At 68.6% G+C, this 18722-nt stretch carries 29 protein-coding genes; 27 read left to right on the plus strand and 2 right to left on the minus strand.

The genetic code is table 11. The annotated features are described in order from the left end of the window. Positions 1 to 3 precede the first annotated feature (3 nt). The 24 genes from rplP (at position 4) to B086_RS0102460 (ending at position 13833) form a co-directional block, all read left to right on the plus strand. Positions 4 to 423, plus strand: coding sequence for a 50S ribosomal protein L16 (gene rplP / locus B086_RS0102340; RefSeq protein ID WP_018564810.1), 420 nt, complete (start codon positions 4 to 6; stop codon positions 421 to 423). Continuing rightward, the gene (gene rpmC / locus B086_RS0102345) at positions 423 to 647 is read left to right on the plus strand and encodes a 50S ribosomal protein L29 (RefSeq protein ID WP_018564811.1); all 225 of its coding nucleotides are present in this window, start codon (positions 423 to 425) and stop codon (positions 645 to 647) included. The genes rplP and rpmC overlap by 1 nt, the downstream gene beginning before the upstream one ends. Beyond that, the gene (gene rpsQ / locus B086_RS0102350; protein ID WP_018543912.1) at positions 644 to 928 is read left to right on the plus strand and encodes a 30S ribosomal protein S17; all 285 of its coding nucleotides are present in this window, start codon (positions 644 to 646) and stop codon (positions 926 to 928) included. The genes rpmC and rpsQ overlap by 4 nt, the downstream gene beginning before the upstream one ends. 105 nt (positions 929 to 1033) lie before the next feature. Beyond that, positions 1034 to 1402, plus strand: a complete 369-nt coding sequence (gene rplN, locus B086_RS0102355; RefSeq protein WP_003998823.1) for a 50S ribosomal protein L14 — start codon at positions 1034 to 1036, stop codon at positions 1400 to 1402. 2 nt (positions 1403 to 1404) lie between these two features. Next, positions 1405 to 1728, plus strand: coding sequence for a 50S ribosomal protein L24 (rplX, locus tag B086_RS0102360; RefSeq protein ID WP_024883202.1), 324 nt, complete (start codon positions 1405 to 1407; stop codon positions 1726 to 1728). Then, entirely contained in the window at positions 1728 to 2285 is a 558-nt protein-coding gene (gene rplE, locus B086_RS0102365) for a 50S ribosomal protein L5 (RefSeq protein ID WP_018564813.1), read from the plus strand. Before rplX ends, rplE begins: the two co-directional genes overlap by 1 nt. Before the next feature lie 5 nt (positions 2286 to 2290). After that, positions 2291 to 2476, plus strand: coding sequence for a type Z 30S ribosomal protein S14 (locus tag B086_RS0102370; protein WP_003948630.1), 186 nt, complete (start codon positions 2291 to 2293; stop codon positions 2474 to 2476). A 212-nt stretch (positions 2477 to 2688) separates the two neighbouring features. After that, positions 2689 to 3087 carry a 30S ribosomal protein S8 gene (rpsH, locus tag B086_RS0102375; protein ID WP_026252022.1) on the plus strand — a complete coding sequence of 133 codons (399 nt, stop codon included), beginning with the start codon at positions 2689 to 2691 and terminating at the stop codon, positions 3085 to 3087. A 24-nt stretch (positions 3088 to 3111) separates the two neighbouring features. Next, on the plus strand, positions 3112 to 3651 hold the full coding sequence (gene rplF, locus B086_RS0102380; protein WP_018564815.1) for a 50S ribosomal protein L6: 540 nt from the start codon (positions 3112 to 3114) through the stop codon (positions 3649 to 3651). Between the two features lie 3 nt (positions 3652 to 3654). After that, a complete protein-coding gene (gene rplR / locus B086_RS0102385) occupies positions 3655 to 4038 on the plus strand; it encodes a 50S ribosomal protein L18 (protein WP_018564816.1) in 384 nt (127 codons plus the stop codon). A gap of 40 nt (positions 4039 to 4078) precedes the next feature. Further along, positions 4079 to 4684, plus strand: coding sequence for a 30S ribosomal protein S5 (rpsE, locus tag B086_RS0102390; protein ID WP_007494753.1), 606 nt, complete (start codon positions 4079 to 4081; stop codon positions 4682 to 4684). Between the two features lie 2 nt (positions 4685 to 4686). Next, positions 4687 to 4869, plus strand: a complete 183-nt coding sequence (gene rpmD, locus B086_RS0102395; RefSeq protein ID WP_009190145.1) for a 50S ribosomal protein L30 — start codon at positions 4687 to 4689, stop codon at positions 4867 to 4869. 2 nt (positions 4870 to 4871) lie between these two features. Further along, positions 4872 to 5327 (plus strand): 50S ribosomal protein L15, encoded by a 456-nt coding sequence (rplO, locus tag B086_RS0102400; RefSeq protein ID WP_018564817.1) that lies wholly within the window; start codon positions 4872 to 4874, stop codon positions 5325 to 5327. Between the two features lie 242 nt (positions 5328 to 5569). Beyond that, positions 5570 to 6883: a preprotein translocase subunit SecY gene (gene secY / locus B086_RS0102405; protein ID WP_018564818.1), complete on the plus strand. Its 1314-nt coding sequence runs from the start codon at positions 5570 to 5572 to the stop codon at positions 6881 to 6883. After that, on the plus strand, positions 6883 to 7545 hold the full coding sequence (locus B086_RS0102410) for an adenylate kinase (protein ID WP_018564819.1): 663 nt from the start codon (positions 6883 to 6885) through the stop codon (positions 7543 to 7545). The genes secY and B086_RS0102410 overlap by 1 nt, the downstream gene beginning before the upstream one ends. Before the next feature lie 120 nt (positions 7546 to 7665). Beyond that, positions 7666 to 8502 carry a type I methionyl aminopeptidase gene (gene map, locus B086_RS0102415; RefSeq protein ID WP_018564820.1) on the plus strand — a complete coding sequence of 279 codons (837 nt, stop codon included), beginning with the start codon at positions 7666 to 7668 and terminating at the stop codon, positions 8500 to 8502. Between the two features lie 233 nt (positions 8503 to 8735). After that, entirely contained in the window at positions 8736 to 8957 is a 222-nt protein-coding gene (gene infA / locus B086_RS0102425) for a translation initiation factor IF-1 (protein ID WP_004927214.1), read from the plus strand. Positions 8958 to 9027: 70 nt separating this feature from the next. Continuing rightward, the gene (gene rpmJ / locus B086_RS0102430; RefSeq protein WP_003974245.1) at positions 9028 to 9141 is read left to right on the plus strand and encodes a 50S ribosomal protein L36; all 114 of its coding nucleotides are present in this window, start codon (positions 9028 to 9030) and stop codon (positions 9139 to 9141) included. 202 nt (positions 9142 to 9343) lie between these two features. Further along, positions 9344 to 9724, plus strand: coding sequence for a 30S ribosomal protein S13 (rpsM, locus tag B086_RS0102435; RefSeq protein ID WP_018564821.1), 381 nt, complete (start codon positions 9344 to 9346; stop codon positions 9722 to 9724). A gap of 66 nt (positions 9725 to 9790) precedes the next feature. Then, a complete protein-coding gene (gene rpsK / locus B086_RS0102440) occupies positions 9791 to 10195 on the plus strand; it encodes a 30S ribosomal protein S11 (protein WP_003956432.1) in 405 nt (134 codons plus the stop codon). A 140-nt stretch (positions 10196 to 10335) separates the two neighbouring features. Then, the gene (locus tag B086_RS0102445) at positions 10336 to 11358 is read left to right on the plus strand and encodes a DNA-directed RNA polymerase subunit alpha (protein ID WP_003966937.1); all 1023 of its coding nucleotides are present in this window, start codon (positions 10336 to 10338) and stop codon (positions 11356 to 11358) included. Positions 11359 to 11529: 171 nt separating this feature from the next. Continuing rightward, a complete protein-coding gene (rplQ, locus tag B086_RS0102450; RefSeq protein WP_018564822.1) occupies positions 11530 to 12015 on the plus strand; it encodes a 50S ribosomal protein L17 in 486 nt (161 codons plus the stop codon). Positions 12016 to 12138: 123 nt separating this feature from the next. Beyond that, entirely contained in the window at positions 12139 to 12993 is an 855-nt protein-coding gene (gene truA, locus B086_RS0102455; RefSeq protein ID WP_018564823.1) for a tRNA pseudouridine(38-40) synthase TruA, read from the plus strand. A 51-nt stretch (positions 12994 to 13044) separates the two neighbouring features. Beyond that, positions 13045 to 13833, plus strand: coding sequence for a polyprenol monophosphomannose synthase (locus B086_RS0102460; RefSeq protein ID WP_018564824.1), 789 nt, complete (start codon positions 13045 to 13047; stop codon positions 13831 to 13833). Positions 13834 to 13865: 32 nt separating this feature from the next. Here the strand turns inward: B086_RS0102460 and B086_RS0102465 are convergent, their stop codons facing one another. Further along, complete coding sequence (locus B086_RS0102465) at positions 13866 to 14744, minus strand: hypothetical protein (protein ID WP_018564825.1); 879 nt, start codon at positions 14742 to 14744, stop codon at positions 13866 to 13868. A gap of 317 nt (positions 14745 to 15061) precedes the next feature. Between B086_RS0102465 and rplM the strand changes: the two genes are divergently transcribed. The 3 genes from rplM (at position 15062) to glmM (ending at position 17713) form a co-directional block, all read left to right on the plus strand. Next, a complete protein-coding gene (gene rplM, locus B086_RS0102470; RefSeq protein WP_018564826.1) occupies positions 15062 to 15505 on the plus strand; it encodes a 50S ribosomal protein L13 in 444 nt (147 codons plus the stop codon). 42 nt (positions 15506 to 15547) lie between these two features. Next, positions 15548 to 16060 carry a 30S ribosomal protein S9 gene (rpsI, locus tag B086_RS38970; protein ID WP_018564827.1) on the plus strand — a complete coding sequence of 171 codons (513 nt, stop codon included), beginning with the start codon at positions 15548 to 15550 and terminating at the stop codon, positions 16058 to 16060. Between the two features lie 294 nt (positions 16061 to 16354). Further along, entirely contained in the window at positions 16355 to 17713 is a 1359-nt protein-coding gene (gene glmM, locus B086_RS0102480) for a phosphoglucosamine mutase (protein WP_018564828.1), read from the plus strand. Between the two features lie 30 nt (positions 17714 to 17743). Here the strand turns inward: glmM and B086_RS0102485 are convergent, their stop codons facing one another. Beyond that, positions 17744 to 18694 (minus strand): DUF389 domain-containing protein, encoded by a 951-nt coding sequence (locus B086_RS0102485; protein ID WP_018564829.1) that lies wholly within the window; start codon positions 18692 to 18694, stop codon positions 17744 to 17746. Positions 18695 to 18722: the final 28 nt, after the last annotated feature.

Below are 18722 nucleotides of genomic sequence, written 5' to 3' on the forward strand. Positions count from 1 at the left end.
ACCATGCTGATCCCCCGTAGGGTCAAGCACCGCAAGCAGCACCACCCCAAGCGCGACGGCATGGCCAAGGGTGGCACGCAGGTTGCGTTCGGCGAGTACGGCATCCAGGCGCTGACCCCGGCCTACGTCACGAACCGCCAGATCGAGGCGGCCCGTATCGCGATGACCCGCCACATCAAGCGTGGCGGCAAGGTCTGGATCAACATCTACCCGGACCGTCCCCTCACCAAGAAGCCGGCCGAGACCCGCATGGGTTCCGGTAAGGGTTCGCCGGAGTGGTGGATCGCGAACGTCAAGCCCGGACGCGTCATGTTCGAGCTGTCGTACCCCAACGAGAAGATCGCCCGTGAGGCGCTGACCCGTGCGGCCCACAAGCTGCCGATGAAGTGCCGGATCGTCAAGCGCGAGGCAGGTGAAGCGTGATGTCGGCCGGTACCAAGGCGTCCGAGCTGCGCGAGCTGGGCAACGAGGAGCTTCTGGGGAAGCTCCGCGAGGCCAAGGAAGAGCTGTTCAACCTCCGTTTCCAGGCGGCGACGGGTCAGCTCGAAAACCACGGCCGTCTCAAGGCGGTCCGCAAGGACATCGCGCGGATCTACACCCTGATGCGCGAGCGTGAGCTGGGCATCGAAACGGTGGAGAACGCATGAGCGAGAAGAACGTGACTGAGAACGCAGAGGCGCGCGGCTTCCGCAAGACCCGTGAGGGTCTCGTCGTCAGCGACAAGATGGACAAGACCGTCGTCGTCGCCGTCGAGGACCGCGTCAAGCACGCGCTGTACGGCAAGGTCATCCGCCGTACGAACAAGCTCAAGGCGCACGACGAGCAGAACGCCGCGGGCGTCGGCGACCGCGTCCTCCTCATGGAGACCCGGCCGCTGTCCGCGACGAAGCGCTGGCGCGTCGTCGAGATCCTCGAGAAGGCCAAGTAATTCCTGCGGAGATCATCCGCAGGACAGTTCCGCCAGGCTCGGTGGGGCTCCGTAAGTTGACTTACGGAGCCCCACCGGGAACCGGCAGACAAACAGGAGATAGACGTGATCCAGCAGGAGTCGCGGCTGCGTGTCGCCGACAACACTGGTGCGAAGGAAATCCTTTGCATCCGTGTGCTCGGTGGCTCCGGTCGCCGCTACGCGGGCATCGGTGACGTCATCGTCGCCACCGTCAAGGACGCGATCCCCGGTGGCAACGTGAAGAAGGGTGACGTCGTCAAGGCGGTCATCGTTCGCACCGTCAAGGAGCGCCGCCGTCCGGACGGCTCGTACATCCGCTTCGACGAGAACGCCGCCGTCATTCTGAAGAACGACGGCGACCCTCGCGGCACCCGTATCTTCGGCCCGGTCGGCCGTGAGCTGCGCGAGAAGAAGTTCATGAAGATCATCTCCCTCGCGCCGGAGGTGCTGTGAGCATGAAGATCAAGAAGGGCGACCTGGTCCAGGTCATCACCGGTAAGGACAAGGGCAAGCAGGGCAAGGTCATCGCGGCCTTCCCCCGCGAGGACCGCGTCCTGGTCGAGGGTGTCAACCGGGTCAAGAAGCACACCAAGGCCGGCCCGACCGCCGGCGGTTCCCAGGCCGGCGGCATCGTGACCACCGAGGCCCCGATCCACGTCTCCAACGTCCAGCTGGTCGTGGAGAAGGACGGCAACAAGGTCGTCACGCGCGTCGGTTACCGCTTCGACGACGAGGGCAACAAGATCCGCGTTGCCAAGCGGACGGGTGAGGACATCTGATGGCTACCACCACTGCCCCGCGTCTGAAGCAGAAGTACCGCGGCGAGATCGCCCCCAAGCTGCGTGACGAGTTCAAGTACGAGAACGTCATGCAGATCCCGGGCCTCGTCAAGATCGTGGTCAACATGGGTGTGGGCGACGCCGCCCGCGACTCCAAGCTGATCGAGGGCGCCATCCGCGACCTCACCACGATCACCGGCCAGAAGCCCGCGGTCACCAAGGCCCGCAAGTCCATCGCGCAGTTCAAGCTGCGTGAGGGCCAGCCGATCGGTGCCCACGTCACGCTCCGTGGCGACCGCATGTGGGAGTTCCTGGACCGCACCCTGTCGCTCGCGCTGCCGCGCATCCGCGACTTCCGCGGCCTGTCCCCCAAGCAGTTCGACGGCCGTGGCAACTACACCTTCGGTCTCACGGAGCAGGTCATGTTCCACGAGATCGACCAGGACAAGATCGACCGTGTCCGGGGTATGGACATCACCGTGGTCACCACGGCGACCAACGACGAAGAGGGCCGCGCCCTTCTCCGTCACCTCGGCTTCCCGTTCAAGGAGGCGTGAGCGAGATGGCGAAGAAGGCTCTCATCGCGAAGGCTGCTCGCAAGCCCAAGTTCGGTGTGCGTGGCTACACCCGCTGCCAGCGCTGCGGCCGCCCGCACTCCGTGTACCGCAAGTTCGGCCTGTGCCGCGTGTGCCTTCGTGAGATGGCTCACCGTGGCGAGCTGCCGGGCGTGACCAAGAGCTCCTGGTAACAGCCCACTTGGGTTAACCAGGACTCTCGGTAAGCAACCGGGGTCGGCAGGCGACCCACCCCCCATGCCTTAGGCTTGTGGGGTTGGGCGCCCGCCGCGCCCTAAACGACTTACTACGCCGTAGGTCCACCGCGCCGCACCCGTCCCGTCTCGGATCGGGGAGAGGGATGGCGCACCAGGAAACCCCGGCGAGAGAGGCCGAAGGCCAATTCATGACCATGACTGATCCGATCGCAGACATGCTTACGCGTCTGCGGAACGCGAACTCGGCATACCACGACTCCGTGACGATGCCGGCATCGAAGATCAAGTCGCACATCGCGGAGATCCTCCAGCAGGAGGGCTTCATCACCGGCTGGAAGACCGAGGACGCCGAGGTCGGCAAGAACCTCGTCCTCGAGCTGAAGTACGGCCCGAACCGTGAGCGCTCCATCGCGGGCATCAAGCGGATCTCGAAGCCCGGTCTCCGGGTCTACGCGAAGTCCACCAACCTGCCCAAGGTGCTGGGCGGCCTCGGCGTGGCGATCATCTCCACGTCGCACGGGCTCCTCACCGACAAGCAGGCCGGCAAGAAGGGCGTGGGTGGGGAAGTCCTCGCCTACGTCTGGTAGCGGAAGGGAACGGAGGAAACAGCTATGTCGCGCATTGGCAAGCTCCCCATCACGGTTCCCGCCGGCGTGGACGTCACCATCGACGGCCGTACGGTCAAGGTCAAGGGCCCCAAGGGCGAACTGACCCACACCGTCGTGGCGCCGATCGACATCGCCAAGGGTGAGGACGGCGTCCTGAACGTCACCCGCCCCAACGACGAGCGTCAGAACAAGGCCCTGCACGGCCTGTCCCGCACGCTGGTGGCGAACATGATCACCGGCGTGACCCAGGGTTACGTGAAGAAGCTCGAGATCAGCGGTGTCGGTTACCGCGTGACGGCCAAGGGTTCGAACCTGGAGTTCGCGCTCGGCTACAGCCACCCGATCACCGTCGAGGCACCCGAGGGCATCACCTTCAAGGTCGAGGCCCCCACCCGCTTCTCGGTCGAGGGTATCGACAAGCAGAAGGTCGGCGAGGTTGCGGCGAACATCCGCAAGCTGCGCAAGCCCGACCCGTACAAGGCCAAGGGTGTCAAGTACGAGGGCGAAGTCATCCGCCGCAAGGTCGGAAAGGCGGGTAAGTAAGCCATGGCATACGGGCAGAAGATCCTCAAGGGCGACGCCTACAAGCGCGCCGCGATCAAGCGCCGTCACATCCGGATCCGCAAGCGGATCTCCGGTACGGCGGAGCGCCCCCGTCTGGTCGTGACCCGCTCCAACCGCCACATCGTGGCGCAGGTGATCGACGACCTCAAGGGCCACACCGTGGCATCGGCGTCCACGCTGGACACGTCGATCCGCGGCGGCGAGGGCGACAAGTCCGCGCAGGCCAAGCAGGTCGGCGCCCTGGTCGCCGAGCGTGCCAAGGCCGCCGGTGTCGAGGCTGTCGTGTTCGACCGTGGTGGCAACCAGTACGCCGGGCGCATCGCCGCCCTGGCGGACGCCGCCCGCGAAGCCGGCCTGAAGTTCTGAGCCGGTTCCGAGCTAGCGGAAACAGAGAGAGGTAATTCCAATGGCTGGACCCCAGCGCCGCGGTGGCGGTGCCGGTGGCGGCGAGCGGCGGGACCGGAAGGGCCGTGACGGCGGCGCAGCTGCCGCCGAGAAGACCGCGTACGTCGAGCGCGTCGTCGCGATCAACCGTGTCGCCAAGGTTGTGAAGGGTGGTCGTCGCTTCAGCTTCACCGCGCTGGTCGTGGTGGGCGACGGTGACGGCACCGTGGGTGTCGGATACGGCAAGGCCAAGGAGGTGCCGGCCGCCATCGCCAAGGGTGTTGAGGAGGCCAAGAAGCACTTCTTCAAGGTCCCCCGCATCCAGGGCACCATCCCGCACCCGATCCAGGGTGAGAAGGCTGCCGGCGTCGTGCTGCTCAAGCCCGCGTCGCCCGGTACCGGTGTTATCGCCGGTGGTCCGGTGCGCGCCGTGCTCGAGTGCGCCGGTATCCACGACATCCTGTCGAAGTCCCTGGGCTCCGACAACGCGATCAACATCGTGCACGCCACCGTGGCGGCCCTCAAGGGCTTGCAGCGTCCCGAGGAGGTCGCGGCCCGCCGCGGTCTGCCCCTCGAGGACGTCGCCCCCGCGGCTCTCCTTCGTGCGCGTGCCGGGGCGGGTGCGTAATCATGGCGCAGCTCAAGATCACGCAGACGAAGTCCTACATCGGCAGCAAGCAGAACCACCGCGACACCCTGCGTTCCCTGGGCCTCAAGCGCCTGGGTGACGTGGTCGTCAAGGAGGATCGTCCCGAGTTCCGCGGCATGGTGCACACCGTCCGCCACCTCGTGACGGTCGAGGAGGTCGACTGATCATGGCGGAGCAGAACCCGCTCAAGATCCACAACCTCCGTCCCGCCCCGGGCGCCAAGACCGCCAAGACCCGTGTGGGTCGTGGTGAGGCGTCGAAGGGTAAGACGGCCGGTCGTGGTACCAAGGGCACCAAGGCCCGCTACCAGGTTCCGGAGCGCTTCGAGGGTGGCCAGATGCCCCTCCACATGCGTCTTCCGAAGCTGAAGGGCTTCAAGAACCCGTTCAAGACCGAGTACCAGGTCGTGAACCTCGACAAGCTGGCCGCGCTGTACCCCGAGGGTGGCGAGGTCACCGTCGAGGACCTGGTGGCCAAGGGTGCCGTTCGCAAGAACAGCCTCGTCAAGGTTCTCGGCCAGGGCGAGGTCTCCGTGGCGCTCCAGGTGACGGTCGACGCCGTCTCCGGGTCCGCCAAGGAGAAGATCACCGCCGCCGGCGGTAGCGTCACCGAGCTCGTCTGAAACCCTCGGACGTCTCGATGACCTGAACGTCCCGACCGGGGATACCCACAAATGGGGTATCCCCGGTTGGTCGTTCCTAGGGGGGCGGTATCGCCGGTAAGGTGGCCTGCACTGTCCACTTCCACCGGACGCCGCACCTCGGGCACCCGGAGCGGCAGTCGTCCGTTGTCCATTCGTCGTTCTCTGTTGGAACCTCAAAACCGTCACCCTGACGCACGTGCGCGGGGGTCGCAGGAGGCACCGTGCTCACCGGCTTCGCCCGGGCGTTCAGGACGCCCGACCTGCGCAAGAAGCTGCTCTTCACGCTCGGCATCGTCGTGGTGTACCGCGTCGGTACCCACGTCCCGATCCCGGGCGTCAACTACAAGGCCGTGCAGCAGTGCGTGACCGAAGCCTCGGGCAACCAGGGGCTGTTCGGTCTGGTCAACATGTTCAGCGGCGGCGCGCTGCTCCAGATCACGATCTTCGCCCTCGGGATCCTGCCGTACATCACGGCGAGCATCATTCTTCAGCTGCTGACCGTGGTGATCCCGCGGCTGGAGGCCCTCAAGAAGGAGGGCCAGTCCGGCACCGCGAAGATCACCCAGTACACCCGCTACCTGACGGTGGCGCTCGCCATCCTCCAGGGCACCGGCCTGGTGGCCACCGCCCGCAGCGGCGCCCTGTTCTCCGGGTGCACGGTGGCGTCGAGCATCGTCCCGGACCAGGCGATCTTCAACACCGTCGTCATGGTGATCTGCATGACCGCCGGCACCGTCACGGTCATGTGGCTCGGTGAGCTGATCACCGACCGCGGCATCGGCAACGGCATGTCGATCCTGATGTTCATCTCGATCGCCGCCACCTTCCCGTCGGCCCTGTGGTCGATCAAGAAGTCGGGCAAGCTGGCCGACGGCTGGATCGAGTTCGGCACCGTGCTCCTGGTCGGCCTGATCATGGTCGGTCTGGTCGTCTTCGTGGAGCAGGCCCAGCGCCGCATCCCGGTGCAGTACGCGAAGCGCATGATCGGCCGCCGGTCCTACGGCGGTACGTCGACGTACATCCCGCTCAAGGTGAACCAGGCGGGTGTGATCCCGGTCATCTTCGCCTCGTCGCTGCTCTACATCCCGGCGCTCGTCGCGCAGTTCTCCGGCGGCAACTCCGGGTGGAAGACCTGGGTCCAGCAGAACCTGACCAAGGGCGACCACCCGATCTACATCACCGCGTACTTCTTGCTCATCGTGTTCTTCGCGTTCTTCTACGTGGCGATCTCCTTCAACCCCGAAGAAGTCGCCGACAACATGAAGAAGTATGGTGGCTTCATCCCGGGCATCCGGGCTGGCCGACCGACCGCTGAGTACCTTTCGTACGTGCTCAACCGGATCACCTGGCCGGGTTCGCTGTACTTGGGTCTGATCGCTCTCGTGCCAACAGTGGCGTTGGTCGGCTTCGGGGCAAGCCAGAACTTCCCGTTCGGCGGTACCAGCATCCTGATCATCGTGGGTGTCGGTCTGGAGACGGTGAAGCAGATCGAGAGCCAGCTCCAGCAGCGCAATTACGAAGGGTTCCTCCGCTGATGCGAATCGTCCTCGTCGGGCCGCCTGGCGCAGGCAAGGGTACGCAGGCCACGCGCCTTGCAGAGAAGCTGTCGATCCCGCACATCTCCACGGGTGACCTGTTCCGCGCCAACATCAGCAGGCAGACGGAGCTGGGCAAGCTCGCGAAGTCCTACATGGACGCCGGCAACCTGGTCCCGGACGAGGTCACCATCGCGATGGCCAAGGACCGCATGGAGCAGCCGGACGCCGAGGGCGGGTTCCTGCTCGACGGGTTCCCGCGCAATGTGTCGCAGGCCGAGGCGCTGGACGAGACGCTCAGCAGCGAGGGCATCCGGCTGGACGCGGTGCTCGACCTGGAGGCTCCCGAGGACGAGGTCGTGAAGCGGATCGCCGGCCGGCGCATCTGCCGCAACGACTCCAGCCACGTCTTCCACGTGACGTACAGCAAGCCGCAGCAGGAAGGCGTCTGCGACGTCTGCGGCGGCGAGCTGTACCAGCGGGACGACGACCACGAGGACACCGTCCGCAAGCGGCTCGAGGTCTACCACACGCAGACCGAGCCGATCATCGACTACTACCGGAAGCAGGGCCTGGTCGTGACGATCTCGTCGCTGGGTCCGGTGGACGAGATCACGCGGCGCGCCCTGGAGGCGCTCAAGCGCGAGGACGCCACGCAGTAGTCACCACGACGGTCGCAGCCGCGGTCCCTTCGCCGGGGGCCGCGGCTGCGCTGTGGGCGCCCCGAGGCGCCCTTATGGTTGAAGCAGTCGGCCCCCGGTTCCAAGAAAGGCCCCGTCCCCATGGTGCAGATCAAGACCCCCGAGCAGATCGCCACGATGCGTGCGGCGGGGCTGGTCGTCGCCGCGATCCACGCGGCCACCCGGGAGGCGGCCGTGCCGGGCGCGAGCACCAAGGACCTGGACCAGGTGGCCCGCAAGGTGCTGGCCGAGCACGGCGCCAAGCCGAACTTCCTCGGCTACGGCGGCTTCCCCGCCACGATCTGCACCTCGGTCAACGAGGTCGTGGTGCACGGCATCCCCGCCGAGGACGTCGTCCTCAAGGACGGCGACATCATCTCCATCGACTGCGGCGCGATCGTCGACGGCTGGCACGGTGACGCGGCGTACACCGCCTTCGTCGGTTCCGGGCACGCCCCGGAACTGGTCGAGCTGTCGCGGGTGACCGAGGAGTCGATGTGGGCGGGCATCGCGGCCATGAAGCAGGGCAACCGGCTCGTGGACATCTCCCGTGCCGTCGAGACGTACATCCGCCGCCAGCCCAAGCCCGGCGGTGGCAAGTACGGGATCATCGAGGACTACGGCGGCCACGGCATCGGCACCGAGATGCACATGGACCCGCATCTGCTGAACTACGTCGACCGCCGCCGCGGCAAGGGCCCCAAGCTGGTCCCCGGCTTCTGCCTGGCCATCGAGCCCATGGTCTCCCTCGGCACCCCGAGGACCCGTGTCCTGGACGACGAGTGGACGGTCATCACCACGGACGGCACCTGGTCCTCGCACTGGGAGCACTCGGTGGCCCTGACCGAGCAGGGCCCGCTGGTCCTGACCTCCCCGGACGGCGGCCGCGCGAAGCTGGCCGAGCTGGGCGTGACGGCGGCTCCGGACCCGCTGGGCTGATCCCGTCCGGCGAGGGCGCCGGCTTCTCCGTACCCACCCGCGGTCCGCTCGGACGTTTTGTCCGAGGGGGCCCGGCGTAACGATCTCCCGGGTGGGGCAGACTTTCCCGATTCGTGTTTCCGGGTGCGCTGACGTAGACTGACTCGTCGGCTCTCGTGCATCCGTATGTCCGCATGCGCCCGCAAGGGAAAGCACCGAGAGTCGATCAAGGTAGTCGATTCGAAGGGCGAAGCGTGGCCAAGAAGCAAGGTGCCATCGAGATCGAGGGCACTGTCGTCGAGTCTCTGCCGAACGCCATGTTCAGGGTCGAGCTCCAGAACGGCCACCAGGTCCTGGCACACATCAGCGGCAAGATGCGTATGCACTACATCCGCATCCTCCCTGACGACCGGGTCGTGGTGGAGCTTTCTCCGTACGACCTGACGCGTGGCCGGATCGTCTACCGGTACAAGTAGATCTTGCCCACGTCCCGTGGCCGCCAGGCCATGGGTCCGCCGGCAACTGACCCGGAGAACCTCACATCCCATGAAGGTCAAGCCGAGCGTCAAGAAGATCTGCGACAAGTGCAGGGTGATCCGCCGTCACGGTCGGGTCATGGTCATCTGCGACAACCCGCGCCACAAGCAGCGCCAGGGCTGACGCACGACCGACCGCTCCCTCTGCACCGCAATCGCAGAGATTCGCGCGACGCGAGCTGAATATGTTCATACGCAGGACCCGAGCGGCGTGCGCGCACGCTCGACACCCCCGGTTCGGAGGCCGGGGACCCAGTTCGTACCTGGTACGGCGGCTGGGCACCGGTCCTGTGGAAGACCTCCGAAGATCAAACTGGAGCCATTGAATGGCACGCGTTTCCGGTGTTGACATCCCGCGCGAAAAGCGTGTGGAGGTCGCCCTGACCTACGTGTTCGGCATCGGCCGGACCCTGTCCCAGCAGACGCTGGACGCCACCGGCATCGACCCGAACACCCGCGTTCGCGACCTCTCCGAGGAGCAGCTCGTCGCGATCCGCGAGTACGTCGACAACAACATCAAGACCGAGGGTGACCTCCGTCGCGAGATCCAGGCCGACATCCGCCGCAAGGTCGAGATCGGCTGCTACCAGGGTCTGCGGCACCGCCGCGGTCTGCCCGTCCGCGGTCAGCGCACCAGCACGAACGCCCGTACCCGCAAGGGCCCGCGTCGCGCCATCGCCGGCAAGAAGAAGCCGGGCAAGAAGTAGTCCGCAGCGGACTCGCCGTCCAGCGGTCTTCGCTGTAGGACCGACCACCTCCCGTAGGAGAACGACATGCCCCCCAAGGGACGTCAGGGCGCTGCCAAGAAGGTGCGCCGCAAGGAAAAGAAGAACGTCGCTCACGGCCACGCGCACATCAAGAGCACGTTCAACAACACCATCGTTTCGATCACGGACCCCAGCGGCAACGTGATCTCCTGGGCCTCCGCCGGCCACGTCGGCTTCAAGGGCTCCCGCAAGTCCACGCCGTTCGCCGCGCAGATGGCCGCCGAGTCGGCTGCCCGCCGCGCCCAGGAGCACGGCATGCGCAAGGTCGACGTGTTCGTCAAGGGCCCGGGTTCCGGTCGTGAGACCGCCATCCGCTCGCTCCAGGCGACCGGTCTCGAGGTCGGCTCCATCCAGGACGTCACCCCGACCCCGCACAACGGCTGCCGCCCGCCGAAGCGCCGTCGCGTCTGACGCCGTCTCGCAGTGTGTGCCGGGCGGTACGGCTCCTTCGGGCCGTGCCGCCCGTACCCTTGCAGTATCCGCACCCCTTCGGGTGCGGTCCGTCGGGCGTCAAATAGCGGGCGCCCACGAATGAAGGATCTGATCCACAGATGCTGATCGCTCAGCGACCTTCGTTGACCGAAGAGGTCGTCGACGAGTTCCGCTCCCGGTTCGTCATCGAGCCGCTGGAGCCGGGCTTCGGCTACACCCTCGGCAACTCCCTGCGCCGTACCCTCCTCTCCTCGATCCCGGGTGCGGCGGTCACGTCCATCCGCATCGACGGCGTGCTGCACGAGTTCACCACCGTGCCGGGCGTCAAGGAGGACGTCACCGACCTGATCCTCAACATCAAGCAGCTGGTCGTCTCCTCGGAGCACGACGAGCCGGTCGTGATGTACCTGCGCAAGCAGGGCCCGGGTCTGGTCACCGCCGCCGACATCGCGCCCCCGGCCGGTGTCGAGGTGCACAACCCCGACCTCGTCCTCGCCACGCTCAACGGCAAGGGCAAGCTGGAGATGGAGCTGACCGTCGAGCGCGGTCGCGGCTATGTCTCCGCCGTGCAGAACAAGCAGGTGGGCCAGGAGATCGGCCGTATCCCGGTCGACTCCATCTACTCGCCGGTGCTCAAGGTCACGTACAAGGTCGAGGCCACCCGTGTCGAGCAGCGCACCGACTTCGACAAGCTGATCGTCGACGTCGAGACCAAGCAGGCGATGCGTCCGCGCGACGCCATGGCCTCCGCGGGCAAGACCCTGGTGGAGCTGTTCGGTCTCGCCCGCGAGCTGAACATCGACGCCGAGGGCATCGACATGGGCCCGTCCCCGACGGACGCCGCGCTCGCCGCCGATCTGGCGCTGCCGATCGAGGAGCTGGAGCTCACCGTTCGGTCGTACAACTGCCTCAAGCGCGAGGGCATCCACTCCGTGGGTGAGCTCGTCGCCCGCTCCGAGGCCGACCTGCTCGACATCCGCAACTTCGGTGCGAAGTCGATCGACGAGGTCAAGGCGAAGCTGGCCGGCATGGGCCTGGCCCTCAAGGACAGCCCGCCCGGATTCGACCCGACCGCCGCCGCGGACGCCTTCGGCGCCGACGACGACGCGGACGCCGGGTTCGTCGAGACCGAGCAGTACTGACAGCTCGGGACCGACGGTCCGATGCCGGGTGCGGGGGCGCTGTGCCTGATCGCGCAGTTCCCCGCGCCCCTTCCGGGGCTGGAAGGCCCCGGATCTCCGACAGGCGACCGCCTGCTCGGATACTGACTCCGGTACCTCGTACGGCCGGGGCAGACACCTAGGAGAAACATCATGCCGAGGCCCACCAAGGGTGCCCGTCTGGGCGGCAGCGCCGCGCACGAGAAGCTCCTCCTCGCGAACCTCGCGAAGGCGCTGTTCGAGCACGGCCGTATCACCACCACCGAGGCGAAGGCCCGCCGCCTGCGCCCGTACGCCGAGCGTCTGGTCACCAAGGCGAAGAAGGGCGACCTTCACAACCGCCGTCAGGTGCTCCAGGTCATCACGGACAAGAGCGTCGTCCACACGCTCTTCACCGAGATCGGCCCGCGGTACGAGAACCGTCCCGGTGGCTACACCCGCATCACCAAGATCGGTAACCGCCGTGGCGACAACGCGCCCATGGCCGTCATCGAGCTGGTCGAGGCGCTGACGGTGCAGCAGAACGCCGTGGGCGAGGCCGAGGCCGCCACCAAGCGTGCGGTCAAGGAGGCCGAGGAGGCCAAGGTCGAGCAGACCGAGGCCACCGAGGCTCCGGCCGAGGAGTCCAAGGACGCCTGAGGCTGATGCCTGAAGCGGGCCCGTCCCTTTCCGGGGACGGGCCCGCTTTCGTGTTTTCCGGGTTCCCGGGTTTCCGGGTTTCCGTGTTTTCCGGACCGGCGGGTGTCCTGAGAGGATTCCGCCGTGAGTGACGAAGCAGAGCCCGGTCATGTCCGCGTCCGTCTCGACCTGTCCTACGACGGCGGCGGCTTCCACGGCTGGGCCAAGCAGGCCGGCGGGAAGCGCACCGTGCAGGGCGAGATCGAGGACGCGCTGCGCACGGTCACGCGCTCGCGGCGGACGTACGAGCTGACCGTGGCCGGGCGGACCGACGCCGGGGTGCACGCGCGCGGCCAGGTGGCCCACGTGGACCTGCCGGAGGAGGTCTGGCGCGAGCACCACGAGAAGCTGCTCAAGCGGCTCGCCGGGCGGCTGCCCAAGGACGTGCGGGTCTGGGCGCTGCGGCCCGCCCCGAGCGGTTTCAACGCCCGTTTCTCCGCCGTCTGGCGCCGCTACGCCTACCGGGTCACCGACAACCCGGGCGGGGTCGACCCGCTGCTGCGCGGCCACGTCCTGTGGCACGACTGGCCGCTGGACGTCGACGCCATGAACGAGGCCGCCCGCGCCCTGCTCGGCGAGCACGACTTCGCCGCGTACTGCAAGAAGCGCGAGGGCGCGACCACCATCCGCACCCTCCAGCGGCTCAGCCTGGAGCGCGGGGCGGACGGGATCGTCACGGCCACGGTCCGCGCGGATGCGTTCTGCCACAACATGGTGCGCTCGCTGATCGGCGCGCTGCTCTTCGTCGGCGACGGCCACCGGCCGCCCGACTGGCCGGGAAAGGTGCTGGCCGCGGGCGTACGGGACTCCGCCGTGCATGTGGTGCGGCCGCACGGGCTGACGCTGGAGGAGGTCGGCTACCCGGCCGACGAGCTGCTGGCCGCGCGCAGCCGGGAGGCCCGCAACAAGCGGTCGCTCCCGGCCGCCGGCTGCTGCTGAGCGGGCACCGCCCGGGGCGGGCGGGCAGCGGTGAGGGAGGCGGAGGAGCCGATGGGGCGATCTGGCGACGGCTGGGACGGCGGCGACGGCGGCGGTGAGGACGCGCGGGTCACGGTGGTGATGCCGACGTACGACGAGGCGGGGAGCCTGCCGCGCACGGCGGCGGCGGTGCTGGGGCTGCCGCTGGCCGGGCTGCGGCTGCTGGTGGTCGACGACGCCAGTCCGGACGGCACCGGCCGGATCGCGGAGGAGCTGGCGCGGGAGTACGGCACGGCCGGTGCCGGGGGCGGCGCCCGGATGAGGGTGCTGCACCGCACGGCGAAGGACGGTCTCGGCCGGGCCTACGTCGCGGGCATGACGGCCGCGCTGGCGGACGGCGCCGACTGGGTGGTGCAGATGGACGCCGACGGCAGCCACCCGGCGGAGGCGGTGCCGCGCATGCTGCGCGAGGCGCTCACCACGGGCGCCGGGCTCGTGGTGGGCAGCCGGTACGCGGCGGGCGGCTCGCTGGACGAGGAGTGGGGCGCGCACCGGGTGCTGCTGTCCCGGTTCGCGAACGCCTACGCGCGCGCCGTGCTCGGTACGCGGATCAAGGACATCACGGCGGGCTTCAACCTGTGGTCGGCGGCGGTCCTGCGCGAGGTGGGCCTCTCGACGCTGGACAGCGCGGGCTACAGCTTCCAGGTCGAGCTGAAGTACCGGGCGGTGCGGGCGGGGCACCGGGCCGCCGAGGTGCCGATCCGGTTCGGGCAGCGCGCCGAGGGTGTGTCGAAGATGACGCTGCGCACCCAGCTGGAGTCGGCGGTGGTGCCGCTGCGGCTGAGGCTGCGGCGCCGTTAGGACAGGTCCTGGCGGCCGGGCCCGCCCCGCGGCTACCGGGTGGCGGCCGCGGACGCCTGGGCCTCGCCGCGCCGGCGGATCTGCCGGAACGCGTACTCGGCGAGGTCGTCGCCGGTGCGGAAGACCTTGGTGTCCTTGGTCGTGACGTCCTTGTCGCCGGGGAAGCCGGCGAGGGTGAAGTAGGCGTAGCGGCCGTAGGAGTTGGTGGTGGAGCGGCAGACCGCGCCGGAGCAGAAGTCCTTGACGCCGCTGCCGGTGAGCGGCTTGACGATGCTCTTCTTGTCGGTCTGGCTCTTGGCCTCGGCCGCCTGTGCCGCACTGTCGAAGACGGCGACACCGACGGTGACGTCGACGCCGTCACGGGTGTAGGTGGCGCGGATCACACGGGTGCAGCCGTTGCCGGTGAGGGCCTTGGCCAGGCTGCCCTGGACGGCGGAGGCGCAGTCCTTGGTGTCGGCGGTGGGGCCCTTGGCGTAGGCGGCCTCGTTCATGGTGAGGCGGGTACCGGGGAAGAGCGTGTCCGGGCCGAGGGGGGCCGTGTCCTTGCGCGCGCTGGATATGAAGTCCTTCGGATCCAGCGGGGGCGGAGCGGTGGTCGGCTCGAAGGAGGGCGCCCCGGCCGAGCCGCTCGGCAGGGTGGCGGTGGAGGGCAGCTGGGAGGCGTGGCCGCCGGAGGCGTCGTCGTCGCTGTTCGCGGACACCACGGCGACGGCGACGGCCGCGCCCACGGCGACCGTGGCCAGCGCGCCGCCCCCGATGAACAGCAGCCTGCGCCGCTTGTTCCGGGTCGCGGACGCCTCGGCGAGTGCCGCCCAGTCCGGGGTCTGGTCGTCGCCGCCGGACGGCTGCTGCGAATGCGGTGTCCACGGGTCCCACTGGGACTGCGGGCCGCCCCCCTGCCCATAGCTCATGGGGCGCATCTTAACGGCGCCCGCCGCGGGCGCCGCCCGCCGTGGCAGGAGCCCGCCGCCCGTACACTGGGTCGCGGAACACGCGGGAACGACCCGGGCAACCCCGTTTTGACCCCCGGAGTGCCGCACGGGTATCCTGCATGTTCGTTGTGTATTGGCTTGGCTCTTCTCACGGACCCGGCCCTTACACCGGTCCACCGGGCCGATGACCAGCGACCAGCACGCGGTTTGCGTCACCGCTGTGCGGTCAGGGCTGTCGTGATCGTCTTCGGTGACCTTGTCAGGACCATTCACTGAAGAAGCGAAGGCTACGAACCGTGCGTACGTACAGCCCCAAGCCCGGCGACATCACGCGCCAGTGGCACGTCATCGACGCCCAGGACGTCGTCCTGGGTCGTCTGGCGACCACCGCCGCCACTCTCCTGCGCGGCAAGCACAAGCCGATCTACGCGCCGCACGTCGACGCTGGTGACTTCGTCATCATCATCAACGCCGACAAGGTGCACCTGTCCGGCAACAAGCGGCAGCAGAAGCTGGCCTACCGCCACTCCGGCTACCCGGGTGGTCTGCGGTCCGTCCGCTACGACGACCTGCTCGCGAACAACCCCGAGAAGGCCGTCGAGAAGGCCGTCAAGGGCATGCTCCCCAAGAACACCCTGGGCCGTCAGATGCTCTCGAAGCTGAAGGTCTACAGGGGTGACCAGCACCCGCACGGCGCCCAGCAGCCGGTGCCGTTCGAGATCACCCAGGTCGCGCAGTAAGTCCGGCCACCCCCTAAGACCGAACAGAATCTGAGGAGAATCGTGGCCGAGACCACTGCCGAGCAGCCGCTCGAAGAGCTTGACATCGACAGCTACACCACCGAGTCCGAGGTGCCCGTCGAGGGCGAGTACACCTCGGAGTCGATGGCCTCCCGTTTCGGTGAGCCGCAGCCGGCCGCCGGCCTGGGCCGCCGCAAGAACGCCATCGCCCGCGTCCGGATCGTCCCGGGCACCGGCAAGTGGAAGATCAACGGTCGCACCCTCGAGGACTACTTCCCGAACAAGGTGCACCAGCAGGAAGTCAACGAGCCCTTCAAGGTGCTGGAGCTCGAGGGCCGTTACGACGTCGTCGCCCGCATCTCCGGCGGCGGTGTCTCCGGTCAGGCCGGTGCCCTCCGTCTCGGAGTCGCCCGCGCCCTGAACGAGGCCGACGTCGACAACAACCGCGGCCCGCTCAAGAAGGCCGGCTTCCTCAAGCGCGACGACCGTGCGGTCGAGCGCAAGAAGGCCGGTCTGAAGAAGGCCCGCAAGGCTCCGCAGTACAGCAAGCGCTAAACAGCGGCTGCCTGCGGACAGGCCTACTCCGAACGCCCCGGCGGCACGCCATTGTGCCGCCGGGGCGTTCGTTTATCACCGGCCTTGGGCGTATAACGGCACAAGGTGCTCAAGTGCTCAGCCGCACAGGTGCTCAGCGGATGGTCCGACCGGATGTCCGGATCCGGCGGGGTCCGGCGGGGTCCGGCTACCGGGATCCGCGGGCGCACCGGGACCATCGAACCCAGTGAACGGTGAACGCGCGTCGGACATCACGGCACGGCTTCACGAACTGACGCTTTCTCAGGAGGACAAGTGGGACGACTCTTCGGCACGGACGGCGTGCGTGGCGTCGCCAACGCGGACCTGACCGCCGAGATGGCGCTCGGCCTGTCCGTCGCCGCGGCGCACGTACTGGCCGAGGCGGGCACCTTCGAGGGGCACCGCCCGAAGGCCGTGGTCGGCCGGGACCCGCGCGCCTCCGGTGAGTTCCTGGAGGCCGCCGTGGTCGCGGGCCTGGCCAGCGCCGGTGTGGACGTGCTGCGGGTCGGCGTGCTGCCGACGCCCGCCGTCGCGTATCTGACCGGCTCGCTCGGCGCCGACCTCGGCGTGATGCTCTCGGCCAGCCACAACGCCATGCCGGACAACGGCATCAAGTTCTTCGCCCGCGGCGGCCACAAGCTCGCCGACGAGCTGGAGGACCGGATCGAGAAGATCTACCAGGAGCACCGCACCGGCGCCCCCTGGGACCGGCCGACCGGCTCCGGTGTCGGCCGGGTGCGCGACTACGACGAGGGCTTCGACAAGTACGTCGCCCATCTCGTCGGGGTCCTGCCCAACCGGCTCGACGGCCTGCGGATCGTGCTGGACGAGGCGCACGGCGCCGCCGCCCGGGTCTCGCCCGAGGCGTTCGCGCGGGCCGGTGCCGAGGTCGTCACCATCGGTGCCGAACCGGACGGCCTCAACATCAACGACGGCTGCGGCTCCACCCACCTGGGCCAGCTCAAGGCCGCCGTCGTCGCGCACGGCGCCCACCTCGGCATCGCGCACGACGGCGACGCCGACCGCTGCCTGGCCGTGGACCACACCGGCGAGGAGATCGACGGCGACCAGATCCTGGCCGTGCTCGCGCTGGCGATGCGGGAGCGTTCCGCGCTGCGCTCCGACACCGTCGTCGCGACCGTCATGTCCAACCTGGGCTTCAAGCTGGCCATGGAGCGCGAGGGCATCCACCTCGTGCAGACCGGTGTCGGCGACCGGTACGTCCTGGAGGAGATGAAGTCCGGCGGGTTCGCCCTCGGCGGCGAGCAGTCCGGCCACGTCATCATCCTCGACCACGCCACCACCGGCGACGGCACGCTGACCGGCCTGATGCTGGCGGCCCGGGTCGCGGACACCGGCCGTACGCTGCGGGATCTGGCCGGGGTGATGGAGCGCCTGCCGCAGGTCCTGGTCAATGTGCCGGACGTGGACAAGTCCCGGGTGCAGACCTCCGCCGACCTGGCCACCGCGGTCGCCGAGGCCGAGCACGAGCTGGGCCAGACCGGCCGGGTGCTGCTGCGCCCGTCGGGCACCGAGCCGCTGGTGCGTGTGATGGTCGAGGCCGCGGACATCGAGCAGGCCCGCTCGGTGGCGGGACGGCTGGCGGACGCGGTGAAGTCGGCGCTGGGCTGAAGAGCGTGAGCACGCGGTGCGCCGGGCGTCCTACGGGCGCCCGGCGGGCCTGCGCATCCGGGCGCGCTGGGTGGACCACAGCCACTTCTGGAGGAGCAGGGTGAGGGTCCCGGCGAGCACGATGCCGAAGAGGTTCAGCAGGAGCTGCTTGCTGGAGCCCCAGGTCTGGGCGGTGTCGCCGTAGGCGAGGGCGACGGCCGCGTTGGCGGCGGCCGGGACGGTGGTCACCGAGATCGCCACGCCGACCAGGGCGCCGGACTTGGCGGAGGTCAGCGAGAGCGTGCCGGCGGCCCCGGCGAGGACCGCCACCACGAAGGAGAACGCGTCGGGCGCGTACACGAAGCTGGTGTTGGGCCGGGACGCCTCCAGCTTCGCCCTGCTGAACAGGCCGAGCGCGTCCATGAACAGGCTGAAGCCCACGGTCACGGCCATCGCGAGCGCGAACCCGGCCAGCAGCGCGACCAGTGAGCGCAGCGCGAGCCGCGGCGCCCGCCGCACCAGGGCCGTGCTGACCCCGGCCAGCGGGCCGAACTCCGGGCCCACGGCCATCGCGCCGACGATCAGGACGGCGTTGTCGAGCACCACACCGCAGGCCGCGATCATGGTGGCCAGGGTGATGAACGCCAGATAGGTGATCGACAGCGTCGACTCCTCGTGGGTGGCGTCGGTCAGCTCCTCCCACAGCACCGCGTCGGCGGCCTCGCCCGGTGCCTCCTCCTCGGCCCGCTCCGCCCGGTCGGACAGCGTCAGGTCGATGCTCTCCACGGCGATGGAACCGCTGCGGTCGATGCCCAGCTCCCGCAGTCCGTCGAGGAGTTCGTCGGCGGCCTCGCGGGCGACATCGCACATCACGACGTCCCCGGCGGGGCTGCGGGCGGCGCCCGGCAGCACCACGAGGTGGGCGGTGCCGACCGTTCCCTCGATCAGCGCCGCGACCTCGTCGGTGCGGCCGGCGGGGGTGATCAGTCGCAGATGCAGCATGCGGGGCAGCGTAGACGCCGCCGCGGCC

This window comes from Streptomyces sp. PsTaAH-124, assembly GCF_000373685.1.
GTDB classification, from domain to species: domain Bacteria; phylum Actinomycetota; class Actinomycetes; order Streptomycetales; family Streptomycetaceae; genus Streptomyces; species Streptomyces andamanensis.